This is a genomic window from Brevundimonas sp. LF-1, assembly GCF_037055305.1.
Lineage (GTDB): Bacteria > Pseudomonadota > Alphaproteobacteria > Caulobacterales > Caulobacteraceae > Brevundimonas > Brevundimonas sanguinis.
This window is the reverse complement of sequence record NZ_CP146349.1, coordinates 107,038-130,496: the sequence shown is the minus strand read 5'-3', so window position 1 is coordinate 130,496 and position 23,459 is coordinate 107,038. Positions and strand designations below refer to the sequence as shown.

The window sequence follows — 23,459 nt, the reverse complement described above, 5'->3', positions numbered from 1 at the left end:
CTCGCGTTGGGGACGAAGGGCAGGGTCCTTAGGTCGGATTACATAATGTCTCTCTCGCTGGTCAGGCCGGAAGCCACGGAATTGAAGCCCCGCATCGTCGTGTTCGGCGTGGGCGGAGCCGGCGGCAACGCCGTCAACAACATGATCGACTCCGGCCTCGAGGGGTGGAGTTCGTCGTCGCCAATACTGACGCCCAACATCTGAGCTTCGCCAAGACCGACCGTCGCATCCAGCTGGGCGAGACCATCACCCAAGGCCTGGGCGCGGGCGCCACCCCGAGGTCGGCATGAACGCCGCCGAGGAAAGCGCCGATGAGATCCACGCGCACCTGGAAGGCGCGCACATGGTCTTCATCACCTGCGGCATGGGCGGCGGCACCGGCACCGGCGCGGCGCCGGTCATCGCCAAATGCGCGCGCGATCGCGGCATCCTGACCGTCGGCGTGGTGACCAAGCCCTTCACCTTCGAAGGCCGCCACCGGATGCGCCTGGCTGACGCTGGCGTGGCCGAGCTGCAGCGCTACGTCGACACCCTGATCGTCATTCCGAACCAGAACCTGTTCCGGGTCGCCAACGAGCGCACCACCTTCTCCGACGCCTTCGGCATGGCCGACCAGGTCCTGCACTCGGGCGTGCGTTCGATCACCGACCTGATGATCCTGCCGGGCCTGATCAACCTGGACTTCGCCGACGTCCGCGCCGTGATGAGCGAGATGGGCAAGGCGATGATGGGCACGGGCGAGGCCACGGGCGACGACCGCGCCCTGCTGGCGGCCCAGAACGCCATCGCCAACCCCCTGCTGGACGAAACCAGCCTGAAGGGCGCCAAGGCCGTGCTGGTGAACATCACCGGCGGCATGGACATGACCCTGCTGGAAGTCGACGAGGCCGCCAACGCCATCGCCGGCGAAGTGGACGGCGACGCCAACATCATCTTCGGCGCCGCCTTCGACCCGGCCCTGGACGGCAAGATCCGCGTCTCGGTCGTGGCGACCGGCATGGACGAGGCTGTCATTCAGCAGATCGAGCCGCAGGGCCAGACGTTCAGCCGCACGGGCGCGCCGTCGGCGGCTGCGCCGCGTCAGCCGGAGGTTCGCATCGACCCGGTGCGCGACGCCGCGCCGCAACCTGCGCCGGCTCCGACCTATGAAGCCCCGGCCGCACGCGCGCCTGAGCCTCGGATCGAAGCCAAGCCCGAGCCCGTGATCCACGACGCGCCGCGCAACTTGGAGCCGATCGTCGATCCGTGGGTCGAGGAATACGAGCAGGGCGGCGGCCGCGGCCAGACCGCAGCGTCTTCGGAGCAGGGCGACCTCTATTTCGACCGCGCCCCCCAGCGTCAGCAGCCTGCGCCGCAGCAACCGGCCCAGCACTCGACCCAGCGTCCGGCCGCCCGCCACGAAGAGCCTGCCGAAGAGCCCTTCTATGACGAGCGCGATCACCGCCGCAGCGGCTGGAGCCTGTTCGGTCGCAAGCGCCAGCAGCCGCAGCAGCAGCCCTCCTACGCACCGCCGCCGTCGTCGAACCGCACGACCCAGCAGCTGCGTCAGACCCAGTCGATCCAGCCGCAGCATCAGGACCCGCAACTGGGCCAGAGCGAAGACGACGACCTGGAGATTCCCTCCTTTCTTCGCCGCCTCGCGAACTGACCGCCCTAAACGGCCCTAAAGTCTAGAAGCGCCCCGGAGCTGGTCTCCGGGGCGTTTTGCTTGGGCGAGCGGCCTCGCGGCGGGGCGCCGGCCGGTCCCTCGATCGTAACCAAAGCGAAACAATCCGAAACCCGACTTTCATTTCGGGCTTGAGCCCCCAGGCGTAAACGACGGGTGAGGCGAAGACCGTCCTGATGGGGGCGGGTCGCGCAACAGAGAGTATCCGAGTGACGGTCCGCAACGACCAGTACGAACAGACCATCGTCGCTCCGGCCATCTGCGCCGGCGTCGGCGTGCACACCGGCCGCCGCGTGCGTCTGGTCGTGCGCCCGGCCGCGCCCGGCCACGGCATCGTCTTCGTGCGCACCGATGTGACCGACCGTGACAACCGCATCCCGGTGTCGGGCGAAGCCGTCGTGGACGCGCGCCTGAACACCATGATCGAGAACGCGGCGGGCGTGCGCCTGTCGACGATCGAACACCTGATGGCCGCCCTGGCCGCTCTTGGCGTCTCCAACGCCGTGATCGAGGTGGACGGGCCGGAGCTGCCGATCCTGGACGGCTCGGCGCTGCCGTTCGTGCAACTGCTGGACCGCGCCGGCTTCCGCCGCCAAGAGGCGCCGCAGACCTATATCGAGATCCTGAAAGCCGTCCGGGTGGAGGAGGGCGACAAGTCCGCCGTCCTTCTGCCCTGCGAGCGCTATGAGATGCGCTTCGAGATCGACTTCCCCACGCCGGTCATCGGCAATCAGGTGGTGGATTTCGTCGTGGACGAGGCGACCTTCCGCTCGGACATCATGGCCGCCCGCACCTTCGGCTTCGCCCATGAGGTCGAGGCCCTGCGTCAGGCCGGTCTGGCTCGCGGGGGTCGCTGGAGAACGCCGTGGTCATCGACGGCGACCAGATCCTGAACCCCGGCGGTCTGCGCATGGAACGCGAGTTCGTGCGTCACAAGGCCCTGGACGCCATCGGCGACCTGTATGTCCTCGGCGCCCCCTGCTGGGTCGCTACGAAGGCGTCAAGGCGGGTCACGCCCTGAACAACAAGCTGGTCCGCGCCTTGCTGGCCCAGCCGAACGCCTGGCGCGAGACGACGCGCGTGCCTGATATGGCGATGGCGGGGTAAGTTTTCCTTCGCCCCTTGTGGGAGAAGGCGGCGGGCGGAGCCTGACGGATGAGGGTGTGGCCGCCCCGGTGACCGGATACGCGCATCGCTTGCTGTAGATGATTTCCGAACGTCGCGCTGACACCCTCATCCGAGCGCCTTCGGCGCCCACCTTCTCCCTCAAGGGGAGAAGGGTCAGGTGAGCGTGATCGCGCTGATCAACCGCCCGAAATCCGGTTCCGCTGCCAGATAGGCGCGGCGGTTGGAATAGAAGCGCCGTTCGTCCGCGCGCGTGTCGTCGCCGGTCCAGGCGGCCTCTCCGACGCCGGCCTGTTCCAGTCGCCACAGAACGAAGCCGGGCAGGTCGAACTGGCGTTTGTCTTCGGCCGCGCCCGGGCGGAAGAAGCGTTCGCTGCCGGGGTCGTGGTGGGCGAAGCGCTCCTGATAGTCGGCGCCGACTTCGTAAGAGCCCTGCGCGATGCAGGGGCCGACAACGGCCACCATGCGCGACGGTTCGGCGCCCAGGGCCGTCATGGCCTTTACGGTCGAGTGGATGATGCCGCCAAGGGCGCCCTTCCAGCCGGCGTGGGCGGCGCCGATGACGCCTGCTTCGGCGTCGGCGAACAGGACGGGCGCGCAGTCGGCGGTCAAGACGGTCAGCACCGGACCCTTTACGCCCGCGACCACGGCGTCGCCTTCGGGACGCTCTCCGCCCCAGCCGCTTTCGGCCACGCGGGCGACGGCGGAGTGGACCTGATAGCAGCCGCACAGGTCATCGGCGGCGCTGCCCATCCATTCGGCCACGCGGCGGCGGTTCTCGGCGACGCGCGCCGGGTCGTCCTTGGACCCCACCCCGGCGTTCAGCCCGGCGTAGATCCCCTCGGACACGCCGCCCTCGCGGGTGAAGAAGCCGTGGCGCACCCCGGCCTTGTGGAGTAACGGGTGGGTGACGGGGTTCAGGCTCATGCAGCGCCCTCCAGTTCGAAACGGGCGGCGTCGATGGCGGCCTGAACAGCCTTGCGGGCCTGAGGGCTGTTCTTCCAGCAGGTGGAGCCGACGCTGGCGGCGGCGCCCGCGCAAACGACGGCTGCGTCCGCCTGGGCCAGACGGGCGAAGCCGCCGACGCCCAGTTCCTCCAGCCGTTCGATCACCTTGGGGCCCACGCCCTTGGTCGCCAGCAGGATCTGGCGCTCGTGGTCGGTGAAGGTCATGGCCGTATCAGCCTCCATCATCGGGCGGGCTGCGTCAGAAGCCCGGCAGGGCCAGCGAGCGCGGCGAGAAGATCGCCGCCGCCTTGAACAGTTCGCCCATCTGATCCGGCGCGGTCAGGCGATCCAACTGGCGCTGGATGACCGGGGCGGCCTCGGGGCGTCCCTGCATCAACCGTTGGGCGCGGGCTTCGATCCCCAGCGCCTTCAGGAAGGCGCCCTGGGCGACGCAGCCGGTCACGTCGGCGCCGCCGCGCACGGCGGCCTCCAGCACCAGGGGGAAGTCGGCCCACTGCGTCAGGTCGGCCTCGCCCGGCGTCGACAGGGGATCGACCTTCTGATGCCGTCGCAGGGCCTGTAGCGTGTCGCCCGCCTCAGGTCTGCTGCGGCCGTAGTCGATCAGCAGGGCGGCGCCGGAGGCCGCTCGGATCATCGTCGCCAGGTCGCGGCCGAAGGCGGCCTGCTGTTCCGAAATCTCGATGATCTGGCCGGGTTCGACGTCAAAGCCGGGCCTCGAAACCGTCCGCGATGGCGGTCAGGCCGAAGGTCAGGTCATTGTCGTCGGTCACGCCGATGCGGCGCTCGGCCCAGCCGCCTTCGGTCTTGATGAACTGGCGCGCGGGCAGGCAGTCCAGCACCTCATTGGCGATCAGGATGACGGGGGCGTCCGTCTCGACCTGATGCAGGGCGCTGAGCCAGCGCGGATGCACGTCGGCGTCGGCCAGGCGCCGGGCCTGTTCGGCGCGTAAGGGGGCGCTGGGCTCGATCAGGATCAGATCGACCGCCTGCAGGAAGGCCGGTACCAGCCGCGCCGCGCGCAGCACGTCCGACATCAGCGTCCCGTCGCCGGGGCCGACCTCGACCAGGCGGACCCGCTCGGGCGCGCCCAGGCGGCTCCAGGTCTCGATGGCCCAAAGGCCGATCAGCTCGCCGAACATCTGGCTGATCAGCGGGGCGGTGATGAAGTCGCCGCCTTCGCCCAGCGCCGGACGGGTGGCGTAATAGCCGCCCTTGGGGTCGTGCAGGCAGCGGGTGACGTAGTCCGCCACCGTCATCGGCCCGGTCAGCACGATCTCGCGGACCAGCCGGTCCTTGAGCGTCTCCGCCATAGTGGTCTTACGCCTCCGCGACTTGCGGCTTCTTCAGCGCCCGCCAGATCAGCCAGGCGCCGACCAGCATCATCGGGATCGACAGGATCATGCCCATGGTCAGGCCCAGCGGCAGGTTCTCCAGCCCGGCGTCGGGCTGGCGCACGTTCTCCAGCGCGGCGCGGCAGACGCCGTAGCCCAGCAGGAACAGGCCGGTGACGAAGCCCGGACGTTTCAGCATCCGCCACTTCCAGATCGCCAGCGACAGGATGACGAACAGCAACAGGCCTTCCAGGCCGGCCTCATACAGCTGGCTGGGGTGGCGCGGTTCGTTGCCGGCGGGGCAGAAGCCGTACATCTGCTGGATGCGCTCATTGCAGAAGCGGATGGCCCAGGGGACGGTCGTCTCGCGGCCCCACAGTTCGCCGTTGATGAAGTTGGCGATGCGGCCGAAGAACAGACCCAGCGGCGCGACCGGGGCGATCAGGTCGCCCAGGCTGAGCGGGTTCACCTGTTGGCGGCGAGCGTAGAGGGCCAGGGCGACGACCACGCCAAGGAAGCCGCCGTGGAAGCTCATGCCTCCGGTCCACAGCTGCAACAGCTCCAGCCGCTCGCCCCAGCTGTCGCCGGTGAACAGTTGGGCGAACATCGCCGGCTTGTAGAAGAGGGCGTAGCCCAAACGGCCGCCGAGAATGACGCCCAGGGTAATCCACAGCACCAGGTCGTCCAGTTGCGGTCCCGTCACCGGCGGCTTGCCGGGCGCCCACAGCCGCTCGGTCTTGGCCAGACGCGAGGCGTACCACCATCCCAGCACGATGCCGGCGACATAGGCCAGGGCGTACCAGCGGATGGGCAGGGGGCCGAGATGGATCAGGACAGGGTCGATTCGGGAAAGGGCACGGGGCCTCCGTCGGCGCTTTCAGGGGTCGCCCATGGTCTAGCAAGCGGGACTGCATTCGTCGCGCGCTTTTCCCGCGAAGCAGTCTATAGGCCGTTGGCGGGTAAGGTTTGGTTTACCCAAATCAATGCACCGTTAACCATCATCGGGCCGGCAGGCCCGGGAGTTCTCAAGAGGCCGCCATGCAGACGCGCAATCCCCTCCTTGATGAGTTCGCCAAGCTGACCACCGGCGCCATGGGCCTGGCCCAGGCTGCGGGCGAAGAGGCCAAGGCCGCCTGGCGCGCCCAGGCCGACCGCTTCGTCGCTGAAATGGACCTGGTGCGTCGCGACGAGTTCGACGTTCTGAAAGACGAAATCGCCGTCCTGCGGGCGGAGATCGCCGCGCTGAAGGCGGCTGCGCCGGCTCCGGCGAAGGCCGGCGCGGGATCGTCCACAGACGCCGCCTCGACCCCGGATTCAGCCGGTTGAGCCGAATCTGCGAACACGCCTACCGTCCTCGAAAGCGACCCTTTGAGTCGCTGTCGCTGCTGAAGAAGTTGAACGCCTGATGGATGCTGTGAGACCCGAAGAGGTCGACCTGCCCTTGATCCGCTGGATGTGGTCGAACACGTCCTGACGGCGGAGAACCTGCCGTTCGACCGCACGGACGAGGGCGATCTGGCCTTCGCCCTGGCCGGCGACTGGAAGGATTATGAGCTGTGGTTCGCCTGGCGGCCCGAGGGCGACTGCCTGCAACTGTGCCTGGCGCTGGACCTGCGGGTGGTGAAGACGCGCCGCGCGGCGGCTTATGAGCTGGTCTCCATGATCAACCAGCGCACCTGGCTGGGCCATTTCGAGATCTGGCCGGACGAGGGCGAGATCGTTTTCCGCCACGCCCTGGCCCTGCCGCACACCGAGCGGCCGACCCTGGCCCAGGCCGCGTCCATGATCGACGCGGCGGTCGAGGCGGCGGATCGTTACTATCCGGCCTTCGACTTCATGGTGCGCGGCTCCAAGAAGCCGCAGGAGGCGATCGATGCCTGCCTGTTCGAGACGGTGGGCAACGCCTGATGAGCGGTTCCGGACGTCCGGTTGTGCTGCAAGGCGTAGGGCGCCTGGGCTCGGCCATTCTGGAAGGCTGGCTGGCGACGGACGCCGTCGGCCCGGCCGATCTGATCATTCTGACGCCGTCGGAAAAGCCGGTCGCCGAGGCGGCCCGGGCGAACGGCGCGCGGATCAATCCGCCGCTGGAAGAGCTGGCGGACGCCCGCGCCTTCGTCATCGGCGTCAAGCCCGCCAAATGGCTGGAAGCCGCGCAGGCGGTGCTGCCGCATCTGGCCTCAGACGCCGTGATCGTCTCGGTCATGGCCGGGGTGCGCGGCGAGACGATCTCTGAGGGTTATCACGGCCGCCCGGTCGTGCGCGTCATGCCGACGACCGGCGTGGCGCAGGCGCGGGGCGTGGCGACGCTGTGGTCGTCTGATGCGGATGCCTTGAAGGTCGGACAGACCCTGTTCGAGCCGATCGCGGAAACCGTCCTGCTGGATGACGAGGCGCTGATGCACGCGGCGACGGCGGTGTCCGGCTGCGGCCCGGCCTATTTCTTCGCCTTTACGCGAGCTCTTGCTGAAGCGGGCGAAGCCGAGGGCCTGTCGCCCGAGGCCGCCGCCCGTCTGGCGCGCGCCACCCTGCGTTCAGCCGCGGCGGGCGCGGAGGGCGACGAGGCGCTGAACGCCCTGATCGACCGCGTGGCCTCGCCAGGCGGCGTGACCGAAGCCGGCCTGATCGCCCTCAATGAAAACGGCGCCCTCGACCATTCTGTCGAAAGCGCCGTGAAGGCGGCGGTCGCCAAGTCCACTGAACTCAGCGGCTGATCCGTTTTCCTCCCCATGAAATGGGGAGGTGGATCGGCGGCGCAGCCGACGAGACGGAGGGGCCGCTTGGTTCCGCTGGCGTAAGCCCCTCCACCACTACGTGGTCCCCCTCCCCATTGCATGGGGAGGAAAGAGCCGCCTCACCGCGTGACGAAACGCCCGTCGGCCAGGTTGCGGGCCAGGCGGTCATAGGCGCGCTGGGCGTCGCTCCAGGTCGTAGAACCGCGCGCGTCGGCCAGGGTCGGGGTGTAGTAGTTGAACTTGACCGGCTGAACCTCGCCGGAAGCCGTCGTCACCGTGCCTTCGACCGCGGCGCCGCCAATCGACAGGCTGCGCATGGCGTCCAGACCCGGCTTGTCGGACAGCTGCTGCATGGTCGGACGGTTGGGCTTCAGGTCGGTGATGACAAGTTCAAGCCGGCGCCGTCCAGGGCGTGGCGTTCCGTCAGCACGCGCTCGACCGTGCGGGTCAGGTCGCTGACCTGCTGTTGAACATCGCGCTCGCCCAGTTCCGCAGCGGTCTTGGCGAAATCGGGGCTGACCGTCACGACGACGGCTGAAGGTTGAGCCGCAGCCGCGCCGGAGAGGGCGAGAACGGCGGCGATCGGTGCAAGAAAAGCAATAGAACGCATAGTCAGGCTCCTGAATTCCAGGCCCCCTGGAACACTGGACAAGATGGCGATGATTTTACGGTTCCGCTAGGGGCACCCGGCAAGGATCTAGGGGCGCGACGATCCGCCGGCAGTCGGATCGCAGCCTTCAGGCCGCCCAGTTCGCTGCGGCCCAGGGTGATGTCGCCGCCGTGGCTGCGCGCCACGTCGCGCGCCACCGCCAGGCCCAGACCCACGCCCTTGCGGTTCTGGTTGCGCGAGGCGTCCAGCCGCGAGAAGGGGCGGAAGGCTTCTTCGTGCATGTCTTCGGGGATGCCGGGGCCGTCGTCCTCGACGGTGATCTCCAGCCCGCCGGAGGGCAGGGGACGCGCCGACAGCCGCACATGCTCGCCATGCGAGGCGGCGTTGCCGACCAGGTTGTTGATCGCCCGGCGGAAGGCCAGCGGTCGGGCCAGCATGTTCAGATCGTCGGGCGTCTCGACCTGGGCGGCGGCCCCGGCGCGGCGGGCGTCCTCGGCGGCGCGGCGCAGCATTTCAGGCACGGAGATGGTCTGGGCGGCCTCCCCGGCCTCGCCGCGCGCGAAGGCCAGGTATTCGTCGATCATATGCTCCATCTCGTCCAGATCGCCCTTCATCGCCTCGGCGCGCTTGAAGGGCGGCGCCAGGGCCAGCTCGAGGCGCAGACGGGTCAGGGGCGTGCGCAGGTCGTGGCTGACCGAGGCCAGCAGGGCCGTGCGCTGGTCGATGTGGCGCTGGATGCGCGAGCGCATGTCAAGGAAGGCGCTGGCGGCGGCCCGCACCTCGCGCGCGCCGTGCGGCTTGAAGCGCGGCACGCTTTCGCCCCGACCGAAGGCCTCGGCGGCATGGGCCAGACGTTCGATGGCGCGCACCTGATTGCGGATGAACAGCACAGCCACGGCCAGCAGCAGCACCGTGGCGATCATCAGCCACAGGACGAAGATGTGGGCCTGCGTCGCCACCGCCCGCTCGCGCGGGGCGATGACGCGCAGGACGCCGTCCGCCTCCTGCACGCGGATGTCGACGTAGGCGGGGTAGCGGGTGGTGTCGAACCAGAAGGGCTGGTCCAGCCGCGAGGCCAGCGCCTTTTCCAGCGTGCGGTCGACCAGTCCCAGCGCGCCGCGCCGCTCTTCGGCGGGCAGGGAGGCTTCGGGCTGGAAGGCGATGGACAACTGCATCGACCGTTCGGCGCGTTCCGAGATCAGCGCCAGATTCCTGGCCGAGGGGTCGTCGCGATAGCTCTCGGCCGCCCAGGCCACGTCGCCCGCCAGACCTTCGGACAGGCGCGCCGTCACCGCCTGCCAGTGGGCGTCGAAGAAGGCCCAGGTCACCGCCGCCTGCATAATCAGGACAGGCAGGACGATGATCAGCAGCGAGCGGCCCCACAGGGAGGTCGGCACCCGGCGCTTGATCCAGCGCGTCCAGACGTTGAACGGCATCAGCCGCATCGGCGTCGCCTCAGTCCGGGGCCAGCATATAGCCGATGCCGCGCACGGTCTGCAGGTAGCGCGGGTTCTTGGGGTCCGCCTCCAGCTTGCGGCGCAGGCGCGTGACCTGCACGTCGACGGCCCGCCCCGTCACATCGGCGGTGTCGGGCGACAGGGTCATGCGCTCCACCGGCGAATGGGCGTGGATGGCCAGGGTCTTGAGCAGTTGCGCCTCTGCTTCGGTCAGGCGCTGCAGGGCGCCGTCGCGCGTCAGCTCCAGCCGCTCCATGTCGAAGACGGCGGGGCCCATGTGGATCTCCTTGGGCGTCATCAGCTTGCCGCCGGTGCGGCGCAGGATGGCCTCGATCCGCAGCGCCAGTTCGCGCGGATCGAAGGGCTTGGACATATAGTCGTCGGCCCCGCGCGACAGGCCCTCGATGCGGTCGTCCGGGTCGCCCTTGGCCGTCAGCAGCAGCACCGGCGTCTTGGACAGCGCCGCCTGGCTGCGGATCCAGGTCGTCAGGTCGAAGCCGCTCTCGCCCGGCATCATCACGTCCAGCACGATCAGGTCGAACTCGATCAGCTCGACCATGCGGCGCGCCGCGCCCGCGTGGGCGGCGCCGGTGACGCGATAGCCCTCGCGGCTCAGGAACTCCTTGAGCAGTTCGCGGATGCGGTCGTCGTCGTCGACGACCAGGATGTGCCGTCCGCTGCCGGCTGGGGCGACGGGACCGGAACGGCCGTTGGCGCGCGGCTCGACCATGCTCATCGCCATTCTCCCTGCGAGGCGCCGTTGACGCTGGGTTGCGGCAGGCGTCTAACCGAGATCGTTGCGCAGGAGACGTACTTCAATGGCCTTCGTTCCTTTCGACGATCGTGACGGCTGGATCTGGTTTGACGGCGGCTTCGTCCCCTGGCGGGAAGCGAAAACGCACGTCCTGACCCATGGCCTTCACTACGGCTCGTCGGTGTTCGAGGGTGAGCGTATGTATGGCGGTGAAATCTTCAAGCTCACAGCCCACAGCCAGCGCCTGAAGCGCTCCGCCGAACTGCTCGACTTCGAGATTCCCTATAGCGTGGCCGAGATCGACGCCGCCTGCAAGGAAACCTGCGCCCGCAACGGCCTGACCGACTGCTATATCCGGCCTGTCGCCTATCTGGGCGCCGAACAGCTCAGCGTCTCGTCGCTGAACAGCAAGGTCCACCTGGCCATCGCCGCCTGGGAATGGCCCAGCTATTTCGACCCTGAGGTCAAGAAGAAGGGCATCGCCCTGGAGTGGGCCAAATGGCGCCGCCCCGACCCGGCCACGGCGCCGTCCACGGCCAAGGCGGGCGGCCTGTACATGATCTGCACCATGTCCAAGACGGCGGCCGAGAAGCGCGGCTTCAACGACGCCCTGATGCTGGACTGGCGCGGCTATGTGGCCGAGGCGACCGGCGCCAACGTCTTCTTCATCAGGGACGGCGTCCTGCACACCCCGCGCGTGGACCACATCCTGGACGGCATCACCCGCCAGACGGTGATCGAGATGGCCAAGGCGCGCGGCGTCGAAGTCGTCGTGCGCGACATTCTGCCGGAAGAGCTGGGCGATTTTTCCGAATGTTTCCTGACCGGCTCGGCCGCCGAGGTGACGCCGGTGGGCCAGGTCGGGGACCATCGCTTCACGCCCGGCGAACTGTCGCTGAGCCTGATGGACGACTACGGCAAGCTGGTGCGCGGGCAGCTCTAGTCGCCCTCTCCCATCGGGAGAGGGTTTTTCCATTGCCCCTTGCCAGCGGCCGCCCGCTGGCGTTGATGCGCATTTGAGAAGCCGGCTCCGATAGCGCCGGTCGCGGAGCCGCTTGTTTCATGTTCAGCCTTCTGAACCTCCAGAGCCTGGTCGGGCTGTTCGTCATCGTCGTCGTCTGCTGGGCGATTTCCGAGAACCGCCGCGCCTTTCCGTGGCGGCTGGCGATCGGGGCGGTGCTGGTTCAGGCCGCGCTGGTGCTGGCGACCTTCGCCATCCCCGGCTCGCAGGTGGTGCTGGACGGCATCAACAACGCCGTCAGCGGCCTTGAGGCGGCGACCGAAGAAGGGACGCGCTTCATCTTCGGCTTCCTGGCGGGCGGGGAGCAGCCCTACGCCGTGGCCAACGAGGGCGCCCTGTTCACCTTCGCCTTCAAGGTGCTGCCGCTGATCCTGGTGATCTCGGCCCTGTCGGCTCTGCTGTGGCACTGGAAGATCCTGAAGTGGATCACCCTGGGCTTCGGCTTCCTGTTCCAGCGGACCATGGGGCTGGGCGGCGCCTCGGCGCTGGCGGTGGCGGCCAACGTCTTTCTGGGGATGATCGAGAGCCCCATCGTCATCCGCGCCTATCTGGACAAGCTGACCCGTTCGGAAGTCTTCCTGATGATGGTGGTGGGTCTGGCCACCGTCGCCGGTTCGACCATGGTGGCCTATGCGACCATCCTGTCGCCGGTGCTGACCAATGCGGCGGGCCACGTTCTGGTGGCCTCCATCGTCTCGGCGCCTGCAGGCATCCTGCTGGCCCGCGTCATCATTCCTGAAAAGCCCGGCGAGGGCGGGGCGGTGGCCGACTACAACTCGGCGCTGAAGTACGACAGCTCCGTCGACGCCATCGTCAAGGGCACGTCCGACGGCCTGATGGTGGTGCTGAACATCTCGGCCGTGTTGATCGTCTTCGTGGCCCTGGTGGCGCTGGCCAACATCATCCTGGGCGGCTTCGTCATCGCCGGAGACCCGCTGACGGTCGAGCGCATCCTGGGCTGGCTGTTCGCTCCGGTGGCCTGGCTGACCGGCGTGGAGTGGGCCGACGCCCAGAAGGCGGGCTGGCTGCTGGGGGTCAAGCTGACCCTGACCGAGTTCGTCGCCTTCATCGAACTGGGCAAGGTGCCCGCCGCCGAGATGAGCGAGCGCACCCGGATGCTGATGACCTATGCGCTGTGCGGCTTCGCCAACATCGGCTCGGTCGGGATCACCGTCACCGGCCTGTCGGTGCTGATGCCCGAACGCCGCGAGGAGGTGCTGGGCCTGGTGTGGAAGGCGCTGTTCGCCGGCTTCCTGGCGACCCTGATGACCGCCTGCATCGTCGGGGCCTTGCCCGCCGCCGTCTTCGCCTAGTAGCGTCGCCGAGGGCAGCCGGAAGGGACCCTCTGATGAAGCTCTATGAAAGCCGCCGCGCGCCAATCCGCGCCGCGTCCGCTGGGTCATGGCCGAGAAGGGCGTGACCGATGTCGAACGGGTCGAGATCGAGCTTCTGGCCGGCGAGCACCGCACCCCCGTCTATCGGGCCAAGTTCGGCGTGCCGCACGTCCCTGCGCTGGAACTGGACGACGGGACCTGCCTGACCGAATCCATCGCCATCTGCCGCTATCTGGAGGCGCTGCACCCCGAGCCTAACCTGTTCGGCCGCGATCCGAAGGAGCAGGCGATCATCGAGATGTGGATGCGTCGATGCGAGATGTATCTGGCCAATCCGATGATGTTGAACGTGCGTTTCACCCATCCGGCCCTGGCCGCGCTGGAGGCGCCCCAGCCCCAGGTCGCCGAATACAACCGCCTGGGCGCCGAGCGCTTCATGAAGACCCTGGACCGGCATCTGGCGGATCATGAGTTCATCGCCGCCGACCGCTTCACCATCGCCGACATCGTCGGGGTCGTGGGTCTGGATTTCGCCCGTCTGGTCAAATACCGCCCGCCCCAGGAGTTGACGCATTTGGCGCGATGGCTGGCGACGTGCCGGGCCCGTCCGGCGGCCTCGGCGGGGATGTGAATCGACCTTGCGCAGTCTGACCGCGCCGGACCGCTGGCTGGCCCTGCTGCTGGCCGCCCTGGCGGGCTATGTCGATAGTCTGGGCTTCCTGCACCTGGGCGGGGTGTTCGTCTCCTTCATGAGCGGCAACAGCACACGGCTGGCTGTCAGCCTGGCTGAGGGGCGCTGGCAGGCGGCGGGCGCGGTGGGGGGCGTGCTGGCGCTGTTCGTGCTGGGCGCCATGCTCGGCGCCCTGGTCGCGGGCGGTGAGGGCGCGCGCTCGCGCAGCCGGGTGCTGGCGGTCGAGGCCTTCCTGCTGGCCGGCGCCGCCGTGGCGGCGGGGGCGGGCATCGCGCCCGTGGCTATCGGCCTGATGGTCATGGCGATGGCCGTGGAGAATTCCGTCTTCCTGCGCGACGGCGAGGTCGGGGTCAGCCTGACCTATATGACGGGAACGCTCGTCAAGACCGGCCACGCCCTGGCGGCGGCGGTGCGGGGCGGCGATCCGTGGGCGTTCCGGCCCTATATGGCGCTGTGGGCGGGCCTGGCAGGCGGCGCGCTGCTGGGCGCCGTGGTCTATGGCCGCCTGGGACTGGACGCCCTGTGGCCGGCGGCGGCCGTCGCGATGGGGCTGGCGCTGGGCGTGCGGTTCATTCGCGCGGCGTGAACTTCCGGATCACGCCCGAGAAGGTCATCAGCAGTCGTTCGCCGGTGACGATCTGGCCGCGCACGAAGATCAGGCTCTTGCCCGCCTTGGTCACCTGGCCCGTGGCCTCGATCAGTTCGCCGACATAAGCGCCGTCGATGAAGGTGGAATCCAGCTGCACCGTCACGCCCGAGGCGCCTTCCATCTCCTGATAGGCGATCTGGAACATGGCGATGTCGGCGAAGGTCATCAGGCAGCCGCCGTGCATCCGCCCGCCCGCGTTCATATGCTTCTGCTCGGCGCGGAAGGCGCAGCGCATGTGGCCGTCGGGGTCAGGCTTGCCATAGAAGGGGCCGACGACCACGTCGAAGGTGTCGCGCAGATTATAGGTCTTCCAGCCGGCGAACTCGCCTTCGGTGACGGTGATTATCTCGGCCATGTCGGTTTTGCCTTCTTTCCGATCTCGCGGTGCAGCATATAGCGCCTATGAGCGATCCAATCGAAGCAGCCATTTTTGAAAAACTGGCCAAGGCCGATCCGAAAAACGTCGGCGGCAAGAGCATTGAACCGGCCGATGTGGCCAAGGAACTGCAGCCCGAGCAGTGGCAGCGGATGCTGCCCAAGGTGAAGGCCACGGCGCTGGGCCTGATGCGTCAGGGCAAGCTGACCATCACCAAGAAGGGCAAGGTCGTCGATCCCAACAACTTCCGCGGCGTGATCCGTCTGCGCCTGCCGACCGAGGCCGAGACGGCCGCGGCCCTTGCGGCCTTGCCGCCGGTCGAAGCGTCGGATGACGACTTCGACTGATCCGGAAAACGGCCCGGAATCCGGCCTGGACGAAATCCTGGCCGGAATCCGCGCCTGCCGGGCGTGTCTGGGCCAGTTGCCGCACACGCCGCGGCCGGTGGTCATGGTCACGCCGGAAACCCGGCTGCTGATCTGCGGGCAGGCGCCGGGGCGACGGGTGCACGAGAGCGGCCTGCCGTTCACCGACCCGTCGGGCGTTCGCCTGCGCGACTGGATGGGCGTGGACGAGACGACCTTTACGGCGACGCGCGCCTCGGCGTCGCGGCCCAGGCCTTCTGCTTTCCCGGCACCGATCCGAAAGGCGGCGACTATCCGCCGCCGCGCCGCTGCGCCGAGTTGTGGCGGCCGCGCCTTCTGGCTGAACTGCCCAAGGTCGAGCTGACCCTGCTGGTCGGCGGCTATGCGCAGGTCTGGGCGCTGGGCGACCGCGCCAAGGCCAATATGACCGAGACCGTGCGCGCCTGGCGCGATTATGCGCCCGGTATCCTGCCCCTGCCGCACCCGTCCTGGCGCAATACGGCCTGGCTGAAGAAGAACCCCTGGTTCGAGGCGGAGGTTCTGCCCTACCTTCGCCAGCGGACAGCGGAGATATTGGCGTGACACATCGGTCTTTCCTTCTCCCCTCGGGGAGAAGGTGGGCGCCGGAGGCGCTCGGGTGAGGGGCTCTATCGGCGCTTCAGACGGTTGATGGTCCGGGTGCAGCCGACAGCCCCCTCATCCGTGTCGCTTCGCAAGCCACCTTCTCCCCCGAGGGGAGAAGGACGATGGATCGCCGCCGTGCTTCTCTCCCTCGCCCTGTCCGCCTGCGCCACCCCCTACGCCCAGCCGCCCCTGACGCCGCCCGCAGGCTTCACCGGCCCTCGCGTCGAAGAAGGAACCCTGGGGCGCGGTGCCTTCGTGGTGCAGGACGGGGCGCGGCTGCCCTATCTGCGCTGGAGCCCCGAAGATCAGGCGCCGTGGGCCGTCGTCATCGCCCTGCACGGGTTCAACGACCACTACGCCTCCTTTCGCCTCGCCGGCCCGTGGTGGGCGCAGCGGGGCATCGAGACCTGGGCCTATGACCAGCGCGGCTTCGGCCTGGCGCCCGGCCGGGGCGAGTTCGCGGCTGAGAGCCTGACCAGCGCCGACCTGCGCACCATCGTCGCCCTGGTCCGGGCCGAACGGCCGGGCGCCTTGATCGTAGTGGCCGGCGAGAGCATGGGCGGCTCCTCGACCATCGCCGCCTTCGGCTCCGACGCGCCGCCCGACGCCGACCGCGTGGTCCTGCTGGCGCCGGGCGTCTGGGGCTGGTCCAGCCAGAGCGCCTTCAACCGCGCGGGGCTCTGGACCGCCGCCCGCCTGATGGGGGCAAGCGAGTCGAGCCGCCATCGTTCGCCGTGCGCGACATCCGCGCTTCGGACAATACGCTGGAGCTGATCCGCAACGGCCGCGATCCCCTGTCGATCCTGTCGACGCGGTTTGATTCTCTTTATGGCCTGGTCGATCTGATGGAGACGGCGACCCTGCGGCTCGGCCGCGTCGAGAAGCCGACGCTGCTGCTGTATGGCGCTCACGACCAGATCATCACCCCGAGGCCGATGCGCCGCGCTCTGGAACAGGCGGGCGAGCGGCCCAACCTGACCACGGCCTACTACGCGGACGGCTGGCACATCCTGAACCGGGATCTTCAGGCCGAGGTCGTGTTCGCGGACATCGAGGCCTGGCTGCGGGACCCGGCTCAGCCGCTGCCGTCCGGTGCGCCGCCGGTCCTCCCGGCGCTGCGGGCCGATCCCAAGGCGCGCTGAACGAAAAGTCTGCGGAAAATCAGACCCTAAGCCGCATCGTAGCCAGAACTGATCCGACGATCACGGTGATGCTTGCCGTTTGGTCAGGGGGCGCGTATGTCCATGCGCACAAAAAATACCCCAGGAAAGGCCTGTCATGGGCAAGACGCTGTTTGAATCTCCTTCTTTCGCGAACCATGAAGGCGTCCACGCCTTCGACGACGAGAAAACCGGCCTGAAGGCTATTGTTGCGGTGCACTCCACCGCGCGCGGCCCGGCTGTCGGCGGCACCCGCATGTGGAACTACGCCTCGTCGGCCGAAGCGCTGGAAGACGTGCTGCGCCTTTCCAAGGGCATGAGCTACAAGAACGCCGTGGCCGATCTGGAGATGGGCGGCGGCAAGTCGGTCATCATCGGCGACAGCCGCACCCAGAAGACGCCTGAGCTGTTCCACGCCTTCGGCCGCTATCTGAACGGCCTGGGCGGCCACTACTACGCCGCCGAAGACGTCGGCACCTCGGTCGAGGACATCGCCGAAGCCCGCAAGGTCACCGAATACGTTCTGGGCCTGAAGGACGGCCCGGAAGCCTCGGGCGACCCCAGCCCGGTCACCGCCGAGGGCGTGTTCCGCTCGAACCTGGTCCTGGCGCGTCGCCTGTTCAACCAGAACGACATGACCGGCCTGACCGTCGCCATCCAGGGCGTGGGCCACGTCGGGGCCTATCTGGCCGAGAAGCTGCACAAGGCCGGCGCCAAGCTGATCATCGCCGACGTCAACCAGGCCAACCTGGAAGCCGTCGCCGCCAAGACCGGCGCTGAGATCGTCGCCCCGGACGCTATCTATGACGTCGCCGCCGACATCTACGCCCCGTGCGCGCTCGGCGCCACGCTGAACCCGCAGACGCTGGACCGCCTCAAGGTCAAGGCCGTCTGCGGCGCCGCCAACAACCAGCTGGCCACGGCCGACATCGGCGACGAGCTGTTCAAGCGCGGCGTGCTGTATGCGCCCGACTACGTCATCAACGGCGGCGGCATCATCAACGTCGCCTCGGAAATGAACGCGCGTCAGACCGGCGGCGCCTATGACCCGTCGTGGGTCGAGGGCAAGCTGTCGCGCCTGATGGAGACCTTCGAGGAAATCCTCGAGCGCTCGGTCGCCGAGAACAAGCCGACCCACCTGATCGCCGACGCCATCGCCGAGGCCCGCATCAAGGCCGCCGCCGACAAGAAGGCCGAGGCTCAGAAGGTCTAAGGCTTTCGACCAGACAGCCTGCCTCCCTTGAGGAAGCGGGCGGGCGCCGGGGGCGCCGAAGGGGGTGTGGGGCGTCATGGTCCCGCAGCCCCTTTTTCTTTTGCGCGCGAGTTATCCCGCTCGCATCGGGAGCGGGGGCTGCAGATCTCCAGCTCTTTAACGCCTCTTAACGCCGCATTTACCATCCAGGCGGCAGTTTCTGCCTAGCGGGTTCGGTTCGTCCCGCGTGTGCAGGGGCGGTTGCGCGTGGGCGGCTTCACGGAAGCTTTGAAGAAGTTCGGCATCGGACGCCTGGCCGCCATTCTGGGCGTGGCCGCGGGCGTGGCCGCCGTCCTGGTCGCCGTCATGCTGCGCGTGGGCCAGGCCCCGGACGCCTTGCTCTATTCCAACCTGGACCTGCGCGAAGCCTCCGAGATCAGCGCCGCCCTGAGCCAGGCGGGCATTAAATACTCGTCCAAGGGCGACGGCTCGACCCTGTTCGTCAGCCGCGACGAGGTCGGCACGGCGCGTCTGATGCTGGCGGGCAAGGGGCTCGTGACCTCGGGCAGCGTCGGCTACGAGATCTTCGACAACCAGTCGGTGCTGGGCCAGACCGAGTTCCAGCAGAACCTGAACGAACAGCGCGCGCTGCAGGGCGAACTGGCCCGCACCATCATGTCGATGCGCGGCATCGCCTCGGCCCGCGTCCACATCACCATGCCTCGGCGCGAGATGTTCCAGGCGGCCGCCGTCGATCCGACCGCCGCCGTGGTCGTGGGCCTGTCGGGCCGTGACCTGACGTCCGACCAGGTGCGCGCGATCCGCAACGTGGTCGCCTCATCCGTCCCGAACCTGAAGCCGGACAAGGTCACCGTGACGGATCAGGCCAACCGCACCCTGGCGGCGGGCTCCGAGGAGACCGGCTTCACATCGGCCACCGCCGACGCCGCCAAGGCCTCGACCGAGGCGCAGATGCAGGCCCGCATCAAGGACATCGTCGAGGGCGTCGTCGGCGCCGGCGCGGCGCGCGTCCAGGTCACGGCCGACATCGACCACAGCCGCTCGACCACTCAAGAGCAGAAGTTCGACCCTGACGGTCAGGTCGTCCGCTCGACCTCAACCAACGGCAGCCAGTCGCAGGACACGACCGGACAGCAGGAAGGCGCCACCGCCACCGCCAATATTCCCGGAGGCGAGGCCCCGCCCGCCAATCCCATCGGCTCGACCCGCGCCGAGAACACCGAGACGACCAACTACGAAATCTCCAACACCACCACGACGACGGTGAAGGAGCCGGGCGAGGTCAAGAAGCTGTCCGTCTCGGTCGCGGTCGACGGCAAATACACCCCGGCCGCCGACGGCAAGGGCGAGCCGACCTACGCCGCCCGCACCGCCGAGGAGGTGCAGCAGATCAAGGCCCTGGTCGCCGCCGCCGTCGGCATCGACGAGGCGCGCGGCGACAAGCTGGAAGTCGTCAACGTCCGCTTTAACCGCGAACCCTCCGTCGCCCCGGGCGAGGAAAAGGGATCGTCGCTGTTCGCCTTCGACAAGAACGACATCATGCGCGGGGTCGAGCTTCTAGTCCTGCTGGTCACGGGCCTGCTGCTGATCTTCTTCGTCCTGCGCCCGCTGCTGAAGACCGCCTCGGGACAGGGGCGCGCAGGCGTTCCCGCCCTGGTCGGGGCCAATGGAATCCCCGTCACCGCGCTGGACACCCAGCTCGTCGGCGGGACCCTGCCGGGCGGCGCCCCCATGCTGGCCGGCCCCAGCGACATGGAGCAGCGCATCGACATCGCCCGCATCGAGGGCCAGGTGAAGGCCTCCTCCATCAAGAAGGTCGCCGATTTCGTCGACAGCCACCCCGAGGAGTCCACGGCGATCCTGCGCGCCTGGATGCATGAAACCTGATGGCGGCGCGGTTGATGTCAAAAGGCGCGGCGGTCGACGACGCCAAGAAGCTGACGGGGCCTGAGAAGGCGGCCGTCGTTCTTTTGTCTCTGGGCGAAGAGCATACGGCCCTGTGGCAGCAGCTCGACGACGAAGAGATCAAGGAAGTCTCTCAGGCCATGGCCGGCCTGGGCACCGTCACCGCCGCCGTGGTCGAGGAGGTGCTGGTCGAGTTCGTCTCCGGCATCGGCGGGTCGGGCTCGCTGATGGGCTCCTACGAGCAGACCCAGCGTCTGCTGGCCTCCTTCATGCCCGGCGATCGGGTCGAAGCCCTGATGGAGGAAATCCGCGGCCCCGCCGGCCGCACCATGTGGGACAAGCTCGGCAATGTGAACGAGGCCGTCCTCGCCAATTATCTGAAGAACGAATACCCGCAGACGGTCGCGGTGGTCCTGTCCAAGATCAAGCCGGACCACGCTTCGCGGGTGCTGACGGCCCTGCCCGAGGACTTCGCCCTGGAATGCGTCCAGCGGATGCTGCGCATGGAGCCGGTGCAGCGCGACATCCTCGACAAGATCGAACAGACTTTGCGCAGCGAGTTCATGTCCAACCTGGCGCGCACGTCCAAGCGCGACAGCCATGAGCTGATGGCCGACATCTTCAACAGCTTCGACCGCCAGACCGAGGCCCGTTTCATCGGCGCGCTGGAGGAACGCAACCGCGACGCGGCCGAGCGTATCCGCGCCCTGATGTTCGTGTTCGAGGATCTGTCGCGCCTCGATCCAGGCGGTGTGCAGACCCTGCTGCGCTCGGTCGAGAAGGACCAGTTGGGGCTGGCGCTGAAGGGGGCCTCGGACTCCTTGCGCGAAATGTTCTTCTCCAACATGTCCGAGCGCGCCTCGAAGATCATGCGCGAGGACATGGAATCCATGGGGCCTGTCCGTCTCAAGGACGTCGACAACGCCCAGATGGCGATGGTCCAGGTGGCCAAGGATCTGGCGGCGCGCGGCGATATCATGCTGGCCGGCCAGGGCGGCGACGACGAGTTGATCTACTGACATGAGCGCCCTTTCATCCAACGCCGTCCCCTTCGCCTTCGACACCGAGTTCGGGGCCGACGGCGCCGTGCTGCGCGCCTCGACCTGGCAGCCGACCAAGCGCGCCTTCGCCCCGGCCGAGGTCGAGGCCCTTGTCGCCCAGGCGCGGCTTGAGGCCCGCCAGCAGGCGTTGAACGAGGTCGAGGCCCTGCGCGCCGAGGCCCTGTCCATCGTGGCGCAGACGGTGTCCCAGGCCGCGACCGCCCTGCGCGGCGTGGCCGAGGCGCACCGGCGCGAATCCGCCGAACTGGCCTTGGCCGCCGCGCGTGTGATCGGTTCGGCCGCCTTCGAACGCTTCCCGCGCCGTCCGCTGGAGGCCGCCCTCGAGTCCCTCGGGCAGGAAATGGACGCCACCCCGCGCCTCGTCGTCCGCGCCTCGGGTCTGGACGAAGACGGCCGCGCCCAGATCGAGGCCCTGTGCGCCCAGGCCGGCTTCTCCGGGCTGGTGGTGTTCCGCGACGAACCGCATCTGCCCGCCGCCGCTTTCGCCCTGGAATGGGCCGACGGGCGCGCCGAGTTCGACCCGGCCGAGGCCGAGGCGCGCGTCGCCGCCGCCCTTAACGCCGCATTGGCCGCCGAAGCCGGCCACGCTGAGCCGCCCCTTGAAGGCGGCGTCCATGACAGGAGGGGCTTCTGATGGCCACCGACGATCTCTCGCTTGAGGAATTCGGCGAGTCCACCGCCCTCAACCTGGCCGATGACGGCGGCGAGAAGTCCGCCGTCGACCTGGCGCCGGTCTTCGACGTGCCGGTCAACATCTCCGCCGTGCTGGGCAAGGCGCACATGTCCGTCGCCCAACTGCTGAAGCTGAACAAGGGCTCGGTGTTGGAGCTGGACCGCAAGGTCGGCGAGGCCATCGACATTTTCGTCAACAACCGCCTGGTGGCGCGCGGCGAGGTCGTCGTCGTCGAGGACCGTCTGGGCGTGACCATGACGGAAATCATCAAGACCGAGGACAAGGGCGCCTGATCGGCCGCCCCGTCACGGACAGGATTTGAAGGAGTAGGGCGATGCGTCTTCTGGTGGTGGGTCGTTTAAGCGGCCAACTGGCGACGGCGGTGAAGATGGCCATGGCGCACGGCGCCAAGGTCCAGCACGTCGAGCGCGCCGATCAGGCGACCGAGCAACTGCGCCGGGGGCAGGGCGCCGACCTGCTGATGGTCGATTACCGCATCGACATCGCCGCCCTGATCGCCGCCAACGACGCCGAACGCATCCATGTGCCGGTCGTGGCCTGCGGCGTCGACGCCGATGCCCGCGAGGCGGCGGACGCCATCCGCGCCGGGGCCAAGGAGTTCATCCCCCTGCCGCCCGATGCGGAGTTGATCGCCGCGGTGCTGTCGGCCGTGGCCGACGATGAGCGGCCGATGATCTCGGCGGATCCGGCGATGAAGTCGGTGATCCAGCTGGCGGATCAGGTGGCGCGCTCGGAAGCCTCCATCCTGATCACCGGCGAGAGCGGCGTCGGCAAGGAGGTGATGGCCCGCTATCTGCACAGCAGCTCGCGCCGTGCGGACAAGGCCTTCATCAGCGTCAACTGCGCCGCCATCCCCGACAACCTGCTGGAATCCGAGCTGTTCGGCCACGAGAAGGGGGCCTTCACCGGCGCGGTCGCCCGCCGCATCGGCAAGTTCGAGGAGGCCGACGGCGGCACGCTTCTGCTGGACGAAATCAGCGAGATGGACGCCCGGCTTCAGGCCAAGCTGCTGCGCGCCATCCAGGAGCGGGTCATCGACCGCGTCGGCGGCTCCAAGCCCGTGCCGGTCAACATCCGCATCATCGCCACCTCCAACCGCGACCTGGCCAAGGCCGTGGCCGAGGGGACCTTCCGCGAAGACCTGCTGTATCGCCTCAACGTGGTGAACCTGCGCCTGCCGTCTTTGCGCGAACGCCCTGGCGACATCGCCGTCCTGGCCGACCACTTCGTCAAGAAATACGCCGCCGCCAACGGCGTGCCGCCGCGCGCCATCGGCCCTGAGGCCCGGCGCGCCCTGGTCGCTCACCGCTGGCCCGGCAACGTGCGCGAGCTGGAGAACGCCATGCACCGCGCGGTGTTGCTGGCGTCCGGATCCGAGATCGACGTCGACGCCATCCGCCTGCCGGACGGCCGCCCGTTGCTGGGCGGGGACGGAGCCTCGACGCCCGCCGCCTCGACCTATGACGCCGGGGTCGCCGGACAGGCGGCCCAGGCTGCCGACGCCGTGACCCGCAGCTTTGTCGGTCAGACCGTAGCCGAGATGGAGAAGACCCTGATCCTGGACACGCTCAGCCACTGCCTGGGCAATCGTACCCATGCGGCGACCATCCTGGGCATCTCCATCCGCACCCTGCGCAACAAGCTGAACGAATACGCCGACCAGGGCACGCCGATCCCGGCGCCCCAGTCGGGCGTGGCGGCCGCCTACGGCGCGGCGGGCTGA

The 23,459-nt window shown here is 68.4% G+C and carries 25 protein-coding genes and 4 pseudogenes; 19 read left to right on the top strand and 10 right to left on the bottom strand.

Annotated features, from left to right (window positions below):
- Window positions 1-45 precede the first annotated feature (45 nt).
- Together ftsZ and lpxC are read left to right on the top strand one after the other, a co-directional pair.
- Window positions 46-1,648 (top strand): annotated as a pseudogene (ftsZ, locus tag V8F63_RS00725) (cell division protein FtsZ).
- 227 nt (window positions 1,649-1,875) lie between these two features.
- Window positions 1,876-2,773: pseudogene (gene lpxC / locus V8F63_RS00720) on the top strand (UDP-3-O-acyl-N-acetylglucosamine deacetylase).
- 174 nt (window positions 2,774-2,947) lie between these two features.
- Here the strand turns inward: lpxC and pgeF are convergent.
- The 5 genes from pgeF to lgt are packed head-to-tail and all read right to left on the bottom strand — an operon-like array spanning window position 2,948 to window position 5,934.
- Complete coding sequence (gene pgeF, locus V8F63_RS00715) at window positions 2,948-3,718, bottom strand: peptidoglycan editing factor PgeF (RefSeq protein ID WP_392354203.1); 771 nt, start codon at window positions 3,716-3,718, stop codon at window positions 2,948-2,950.
- Window positions 3,715-3,963: a helix-hairpin-helix domain-containing protein gene (locus V8F63_RS00710; RefSeq protein ID WP_253118980.1), complete on the bottom strand. Its 249-nt coding sequence runs from the start codon at window positions 3,961-3,963 to the stop codon at window positions 3,715-3,717. The genes pgeF and V8F63_RS00710 overlap by 4 nt, the downstream gene beginning before the upstream one ends.
- Before the next feature lie 34 nt (window positions 3,964-3,997).
- A complete protein-coding gene (locus V8F63_RS00705; RefSeq protein ID WP_392355001.1) occupies window positions 3,998-4,435 on the bottom strand; it encodes an SAM-dependent methyltransferase in 438 nt (145 codons plus the stop codon).
- A 25-nt stretch (window positions 4,436-4,460) separates the two neighbouring features.
- The gene (locus tag V8F63_RS00700) at window positions 4,461-5,069 is read right to left on the bottom strand and encodes an SAM-dependent methyltransferase (protein ID WP_392354202.1); all 609 of its coding nucleotides are present in this window, start codon (window positions 5,067-5,069) and stop codon (window positions 4,461-4,463) included.
- Window positions 5,070-5,076: 7 nt separating this feature from the next.
- On the bottom strand, window positions 5,077-5,934 hold the full coding sequence (gene lgt / locus V8F63_RS00695) for a prolipoprotein diacylglyceryl transferase (RefSeq protein WP_392355000.1): 858 nt from the start codon (window positions 5,932-5,934) through the stop codon (window positions 5,077-5,079).
- 194 nt (window positions 5,935-6,128) lie between these two features.
- Here lgt and V8F63_RS00690 point away from each other — a divergent pair, with 194 nt between their 5' ends.
- The 3 genes from V8F63_RS00690 to V8F63_RS00680 all read left to right on the top strand — a co-directional run bounded on the left by V8F63_RS00690 (window position 6,129) and on the right by V8F63_RS00680 (window position 7,801).
- The gene (locus tag V8F63_RS00690) at window positions 6,129-6,416 is read left to right on the top strand and encodes an accessory factor UbiK family protein (RefSeq protein WP_313633490.1); all 288 of its coding nucleotides are present in this window, start codon (window positions 6,129-6,131) and stop codon (window positions 6,414-6,416) included.
- A gap of 123 nt (window positions 6,417-6,539) precedes the next feature.
- The gene (locus V8F63_RS00685) at window positions 6,540-6,998 is read left to right on the top strand and encodes a YbjN domain-containing protein (RefSeq protein WP_392354999.1); all 459 of its coding nucleotides are present in this window, start codon (window positions 6,540-6,542) and stop codon (window positions 6,996-6,998) included.
- Window positions 6,998-7,801 carry a pyrroline-5-carboxylate reductase dimerization domain-containing protein gene (locus V8F63_RS00680; RefSeq protein WP_392354201.1) on the top strand — a complete coding sequence of 268 codons (804 nt, stop codon included), beginning with the start codon at window positions 6,998-7,000 and terminating at the stop codon, window positions 7,799-7,801. Before V8F63_RS00685 ends, V8F63_RS00680 begins: the two co-directional genes overlap by 1 nt.
- Window positions 7,802-7,941: 140 nt before the next feature.
- On the opposite strand, the gene V8F63_RS00675 is transcribed toward V8F63_RS00680, so the two are convergent.
- The 4 genes from V8F63_RS00675 to V8F63_RS00660 are packed head-to-tail and all read right to left on the bottom strand — an operon-like array spanning window position 7,942 to window position 10,619.
- Window positions 7,942-8,175: a hypothetical protein gene (locus tag V8F63_RS00675; RefSeq protein WP_392354200.1), complete on the bottom strand. Its 234-nt coding sequence runs from the start codon at window positions 8,173-8,175 to the stop codon at window positions 7,942-7,944.
- Window positions 8,176-8,192: 17 nt separating this feature from the next.
- A complete protein-coding gene (locus tag V8F63_RS00670) occupies window positions 8,193-8,432 on the bottom strand; it encodes a hypothetical protein (protein WP_392354199.1) in 240 nt (79 codons plus the stop codon).
- A gap of 2 nt (window positions 8,433-8,434) precedes the next feature.
- A complete protein-coding gene (locus tag V8F63_RS00665; protein WP_392354198.1) occupies window positions 8,435-9,877 on the bottom strand; it encodes an ATP-binding protein in 1,443 nt (480 codons plus the stop codon).
- Between the two features lie 10 nt (window positions 9,878-9,887).
- Window positions 9,888-10,619 (bottom strand): response regulator, encoded by a 732-nt coding sequence (locus V8F63_RS00660; RefSeq protein WP_201105654.1) that lies wholly within the window; start codon window positions 10,617-10,619, stop codon window positions 9,888-9,890.
- An 88-nt stretch (window positions 10,620-10,707) separates the two neighbouring features.
- Here V8F63_RS00660 and V8F63_RS00655 point away from each other — a divergent pair, with 88 nt between their 5' ends.
- The 4 genes and pseudogenes from V8F63_RS00655 (at window position 10,708) to V8F63_RS00640 (ending at window position 14,275) form a co-directional block, all read left to right on the top strand.
- A complete protein-coding gene (locus V8F63_RS00655) occupies window positions 10,708-11,586 on the top strand; it encodes a branched-chain amino acid aminotransferase (protein ID WP_392354197.1) in 879 nt (292 codons plus the stop codon).
- 119 nt (window positions 11,587-11,705) lie between these two features.
- Window positions 11,706-12,977 carry a NupC/NupG family nucleoside CNT transporter gene (locus tag V8F63_RS00650; RefSeq protein ID WP_064108267.1) on the top strand — a complete coding sequence of 424 codons (1,272 nt, stop codon included), beginning with the start codon at window positions 11,706-11,708 and terminating at the stop codon, window positions 12,975-12,977.
- A gap of 35 nt (window positions 12,978-13,012) precedes the next feature.
- Window positions 13,013-13,629, top strand: a pseudogene (locus tag V8F63_RS00645) (glutathione S-transferase N-terminal domain-containing protein).
- Window positions 13,630-13,636: 7 nt separating this feature from the next.
- Window positions 13,637-14,275, top strand: a complete 639-nt coding sequence (locus V8F63_RS00640) for a YoaK family protein (protein WP_392354196.1) — start codon at window positions 13,637-13,639, stop codon at window positions 14,273-14,275.
- On the opposite strand, the gene V8F63_RS00635 is transcribed toward V8F63_RS00640, so the two are convergent.
- A complete protein-coding gene (locus tag V8F63_RS00635; RefSeq protein ID WP_025976603.1) occupies window positions 14,259-14,693 on the bottom strand; it encodes a PaaI family thioesterase in 435 nt (144 codons plus the stop codon). The two genes, V8F63_RS00640 and V8F63_RS00635, sit on opposite strands and share 17 nt — an antisense overlap.
- A 47-nt stretch (window positions 14,694-14,740) precedes the next feature.
- On the opposite strand from V8F63_RS00635, the gene V8F63_RS00630 reads away from it, so the two are divergent.
- The 10 genes and pseudogenes from V8F63_RS00630 to V8F63_RS00585 all read left to right on the top strand — a co-directional run bounded on the left by V8F63_RS00630 (window position 14,741) and on the right by V8F63_RS00585 (window position 23,459).
- A complete protein-coding gene (locus V8F63_RS00630; RefSeq protein WP_134581427.1) occupies window positions 14,741-15,061 on the top strand; it encodes a DUF3253 domain-containing protein in 321 nt (106 codons plus the stop codon).
- Window positions 15,045-15,661 (top strand): annotated as a pseudogene (locus V8F63_RS00625) (uracil-DNA glycosylase family protein). The gene V8F63_RS00630 and the pseudogene V8F63_RS00625 overlap by 17 nt, the downstream one beginning before the upstream one ends.
- A 177-nt stretch (window positions 15,662-15,838) precedes the next feature.
- Window positions 15,839-16,477 (top strand): alpha/beta fold hydrolase, encoded by a 639-nt coding sequence (locus tag V8F63_RS00620; protein ID WP_392354195.1) that lies wholly within the window; start codon window positions 15,839-15,841, stop codon window positions 16,475-16,477.
- Window positions 16,438-16,845: an alpha/beta hydrolase gene (locus V8F63_RS00615; RefSeq protein ID WP_392354194.1), complete on the top strand. Its 408-nt coding sequence runs from the start codon at window positions 16,438-16,440 to the stop codon at window positions 16,843-16,845. The genes V8F63_RS00620 and V8F63_RS00615 overlap by 40 nt, the downstream gene beginning before the upstream one ends.
- A 136-nt stretch (window positions 16,846-16,981) precedes the next feature.
- The gene (locus tag V8F63_RS00610; RefSeq protein ID WP_392354193.1) at window positions 16,982-18,076 is read left to right on the top strand and encodes a Glu/Leu/Phe/Val dehydrogenase; all 1,095 of its coding nucleotides are present in this window, start codon (window positions 16,982-16,984) and stop codon (window positions 18,074-18,076) included.
- A gap of 246 nt (window positions 18,077-18,322) precedes the next feature.
- The gene (fliF, locus tag V8F63_RS00605) at window positions 18,323-19,963 is read left to right on the top strand and encodes a flagellar basal-body MS-ring/collar protein FliF (RefSeq protein WP_025976598.1); all 1,641 of its coding nucleotides are present in this window, start codon (window positions 18,323-18,325) and stop codon (window positions 19,961-19,963) included.
- Window positions 19,963-21,000, top strand: coding sequence for a flagellar motor switch protein FliG (gene fliG, locus V8F63_RS00600; RefSeq protein ID WP_025976597.1), 1,038 nt, complete (start codon window positions 19,963-19,965; stop codon window positions 20,998-21,000). The genes fliF and fliG overlap by 1 nt, the downstream gene beginning before the upstream one ends.
- A 1-nt stretch (window position 21,001) precedes the next feature.
- Window positions 21,002-21,676, top strand: coding sequence for a flagellar assembly protein FlbE (locus V8F63_RS00595; RefSeq protein WP_392354192.1), 675 nt, complete (start codon window positions 21,002-21,004; stop codon window positions 21,674-21,676).
- Window positions 21,676-22,008: a flagellar motor switch protein FliN gene (fliN, locus tag V8F63_RS00590; protein ID WP_004370801.1), complete on the top strand. Its 333-nt coding sequence runs from the start codon at window positions 21,676-21,678 to the stop codon at window positions 22,006-22,008. Before V8F63_RS00595 ends, fliN begins: the two co-directional genes overlap by 1 nt.
- Before the next feature lie 41 nt (window positions 22,009-22,049).
- On the top strand, window positions 22,050-23,459 hold the full coding sequence (locus V8F63_RS00585; protein ID WP_392354191.1) for a sigma-54 dependent transcriptional regulator: 1,410 nt from the start codon (window positions 22,050-22,052) through the stop codon (window positions 23,457-23,459).

Bases quoted from the DNA above. Each gene is read 5' to 3' on its own strand.
- pgeF (WP_392354203.1), bottom strand. From the start codon at position 3,718: ATGAGCCTGAACCCCGTCACCCACCCGTTACTCCACAAGGCCGGGGTG.
- V8F63_RS00710 (WP_253118980.1), bottom strand. From the start codon at position 3,963: ATGACCTTCACCGACCACGAGCGCCAGATCCTGCTGGCGACCAAGGGC.
- V8F63_RS00700 (WP_392354202.1), bottom strand. From the start codon at position 5,069: ATGGCGGAGACGCTCAAGGACCGGCTGGTCCGCGAGATCGTGCTGACC.
- V8F63_RS00690 (WP_313633490.1), top strand. From the start codon at position 6,129: ATGCAGACGCGCAATCCCCTCCTTGATGAGTTCGCCAAGCTGACCACC.
- V8F63_RS00680 (WP_392354201.1), top strand. From the start codon at position 6,998: ATGAGCGGTTCCGGACGTCCGGTTGTGCTGCAAGGCGTAGGGCGCCTG.
- V8F63_RS00675 (WP_392354200.1), bottom strand. From the start codon at position 8,175: ATGCAGCAGCTGTCCGACAAGCCGGGTCTGGACGCCATGCGCAGCCTG.
- V8F63_RS00670 (WP_392354199.1), bottom strand. From the start codon at position 8,432: ATGCGTTCTATTGCTTTTCTTGCACCGATCGCCGCCGTTCTCGCCCTC.
- V8F63_RS00665 (WP_392354198.1), bottom strand. From the start codon at position 9,877: ATGCGGCTGATGCCGTTCAACGTCTGGACGCGCTGGATCAAGCGCCGG.
- V8F63_RS00660 (WP_201105654.1), bottom strand. From the start codon at position 10,619: ATGGTCGAGCCGCGCGCCAACGGCCGTTCCGGTCCCGTCGCCCCAGCC.
- V8F63_RS00655 (WP_392354197.1), top strand. From the start codon at position 10,708: ATGGCCTTCGTTCCTTTCGACGATCGTGACGGCTGGATCTGGTTTGAC.
- V8F63_RS00650 (WP_064108267.1), top strand. From the start codon at position 11,706: ATGTTCAGCCTTCTGAACCTCCAGAGCCTGGTCGGGCTGTTCGTCATC.
- V8F63_RS00635 (WP_025976603.1), bottom strand. From the start codon at position 14,693: ATGGCCGAGATAATCACCGTCACCGAAGGCGAGTTCGCCGGCTGGAAG.
- V8F63_RS00630 (WP_134581427.1), top strand. From the start codon at position 14,741: ATGAGCGATCCAATCGAAGCAGCCATTTTTGAAAAACTGGCCAAGGCC.
- V8F63_RS00610 (WP_392354193.1), top strand. From the start codon at position 16,982: ATGGGCAAGACGCTGTTTGAATCTCCTTCTTTCGCGAACCATGAAGGC.
- fliG (WP_025976597.1), top strand. From the start codon at position 19,963: ATGGCGGCGCGGTTGATGTCAAAAGGCGCGGCGGTCGACGACGCCAAG.
- V8F63_RS00595 (WP_392354192.1), top strand. From the start codon at position 21,002: ATGAGCGCCCTTTCATCCAACGCCGTCCCCTTCGCCTTCGACACCGAG.
- fliN (WP_004370801.1), top strand. From the start codon at position 21,676: ATGGCCACCGACGATCTCTCGCTTGAGGAATTCGGCGAGTCCACCGCC.
- V8F63_RS00585 (WP_392354191.1), top strand. From the start codon at position 22,050: ATGCGTCTTCTGGTGGTGGGTCGTTTAAGCGGCCAACTGGCGACGGCG.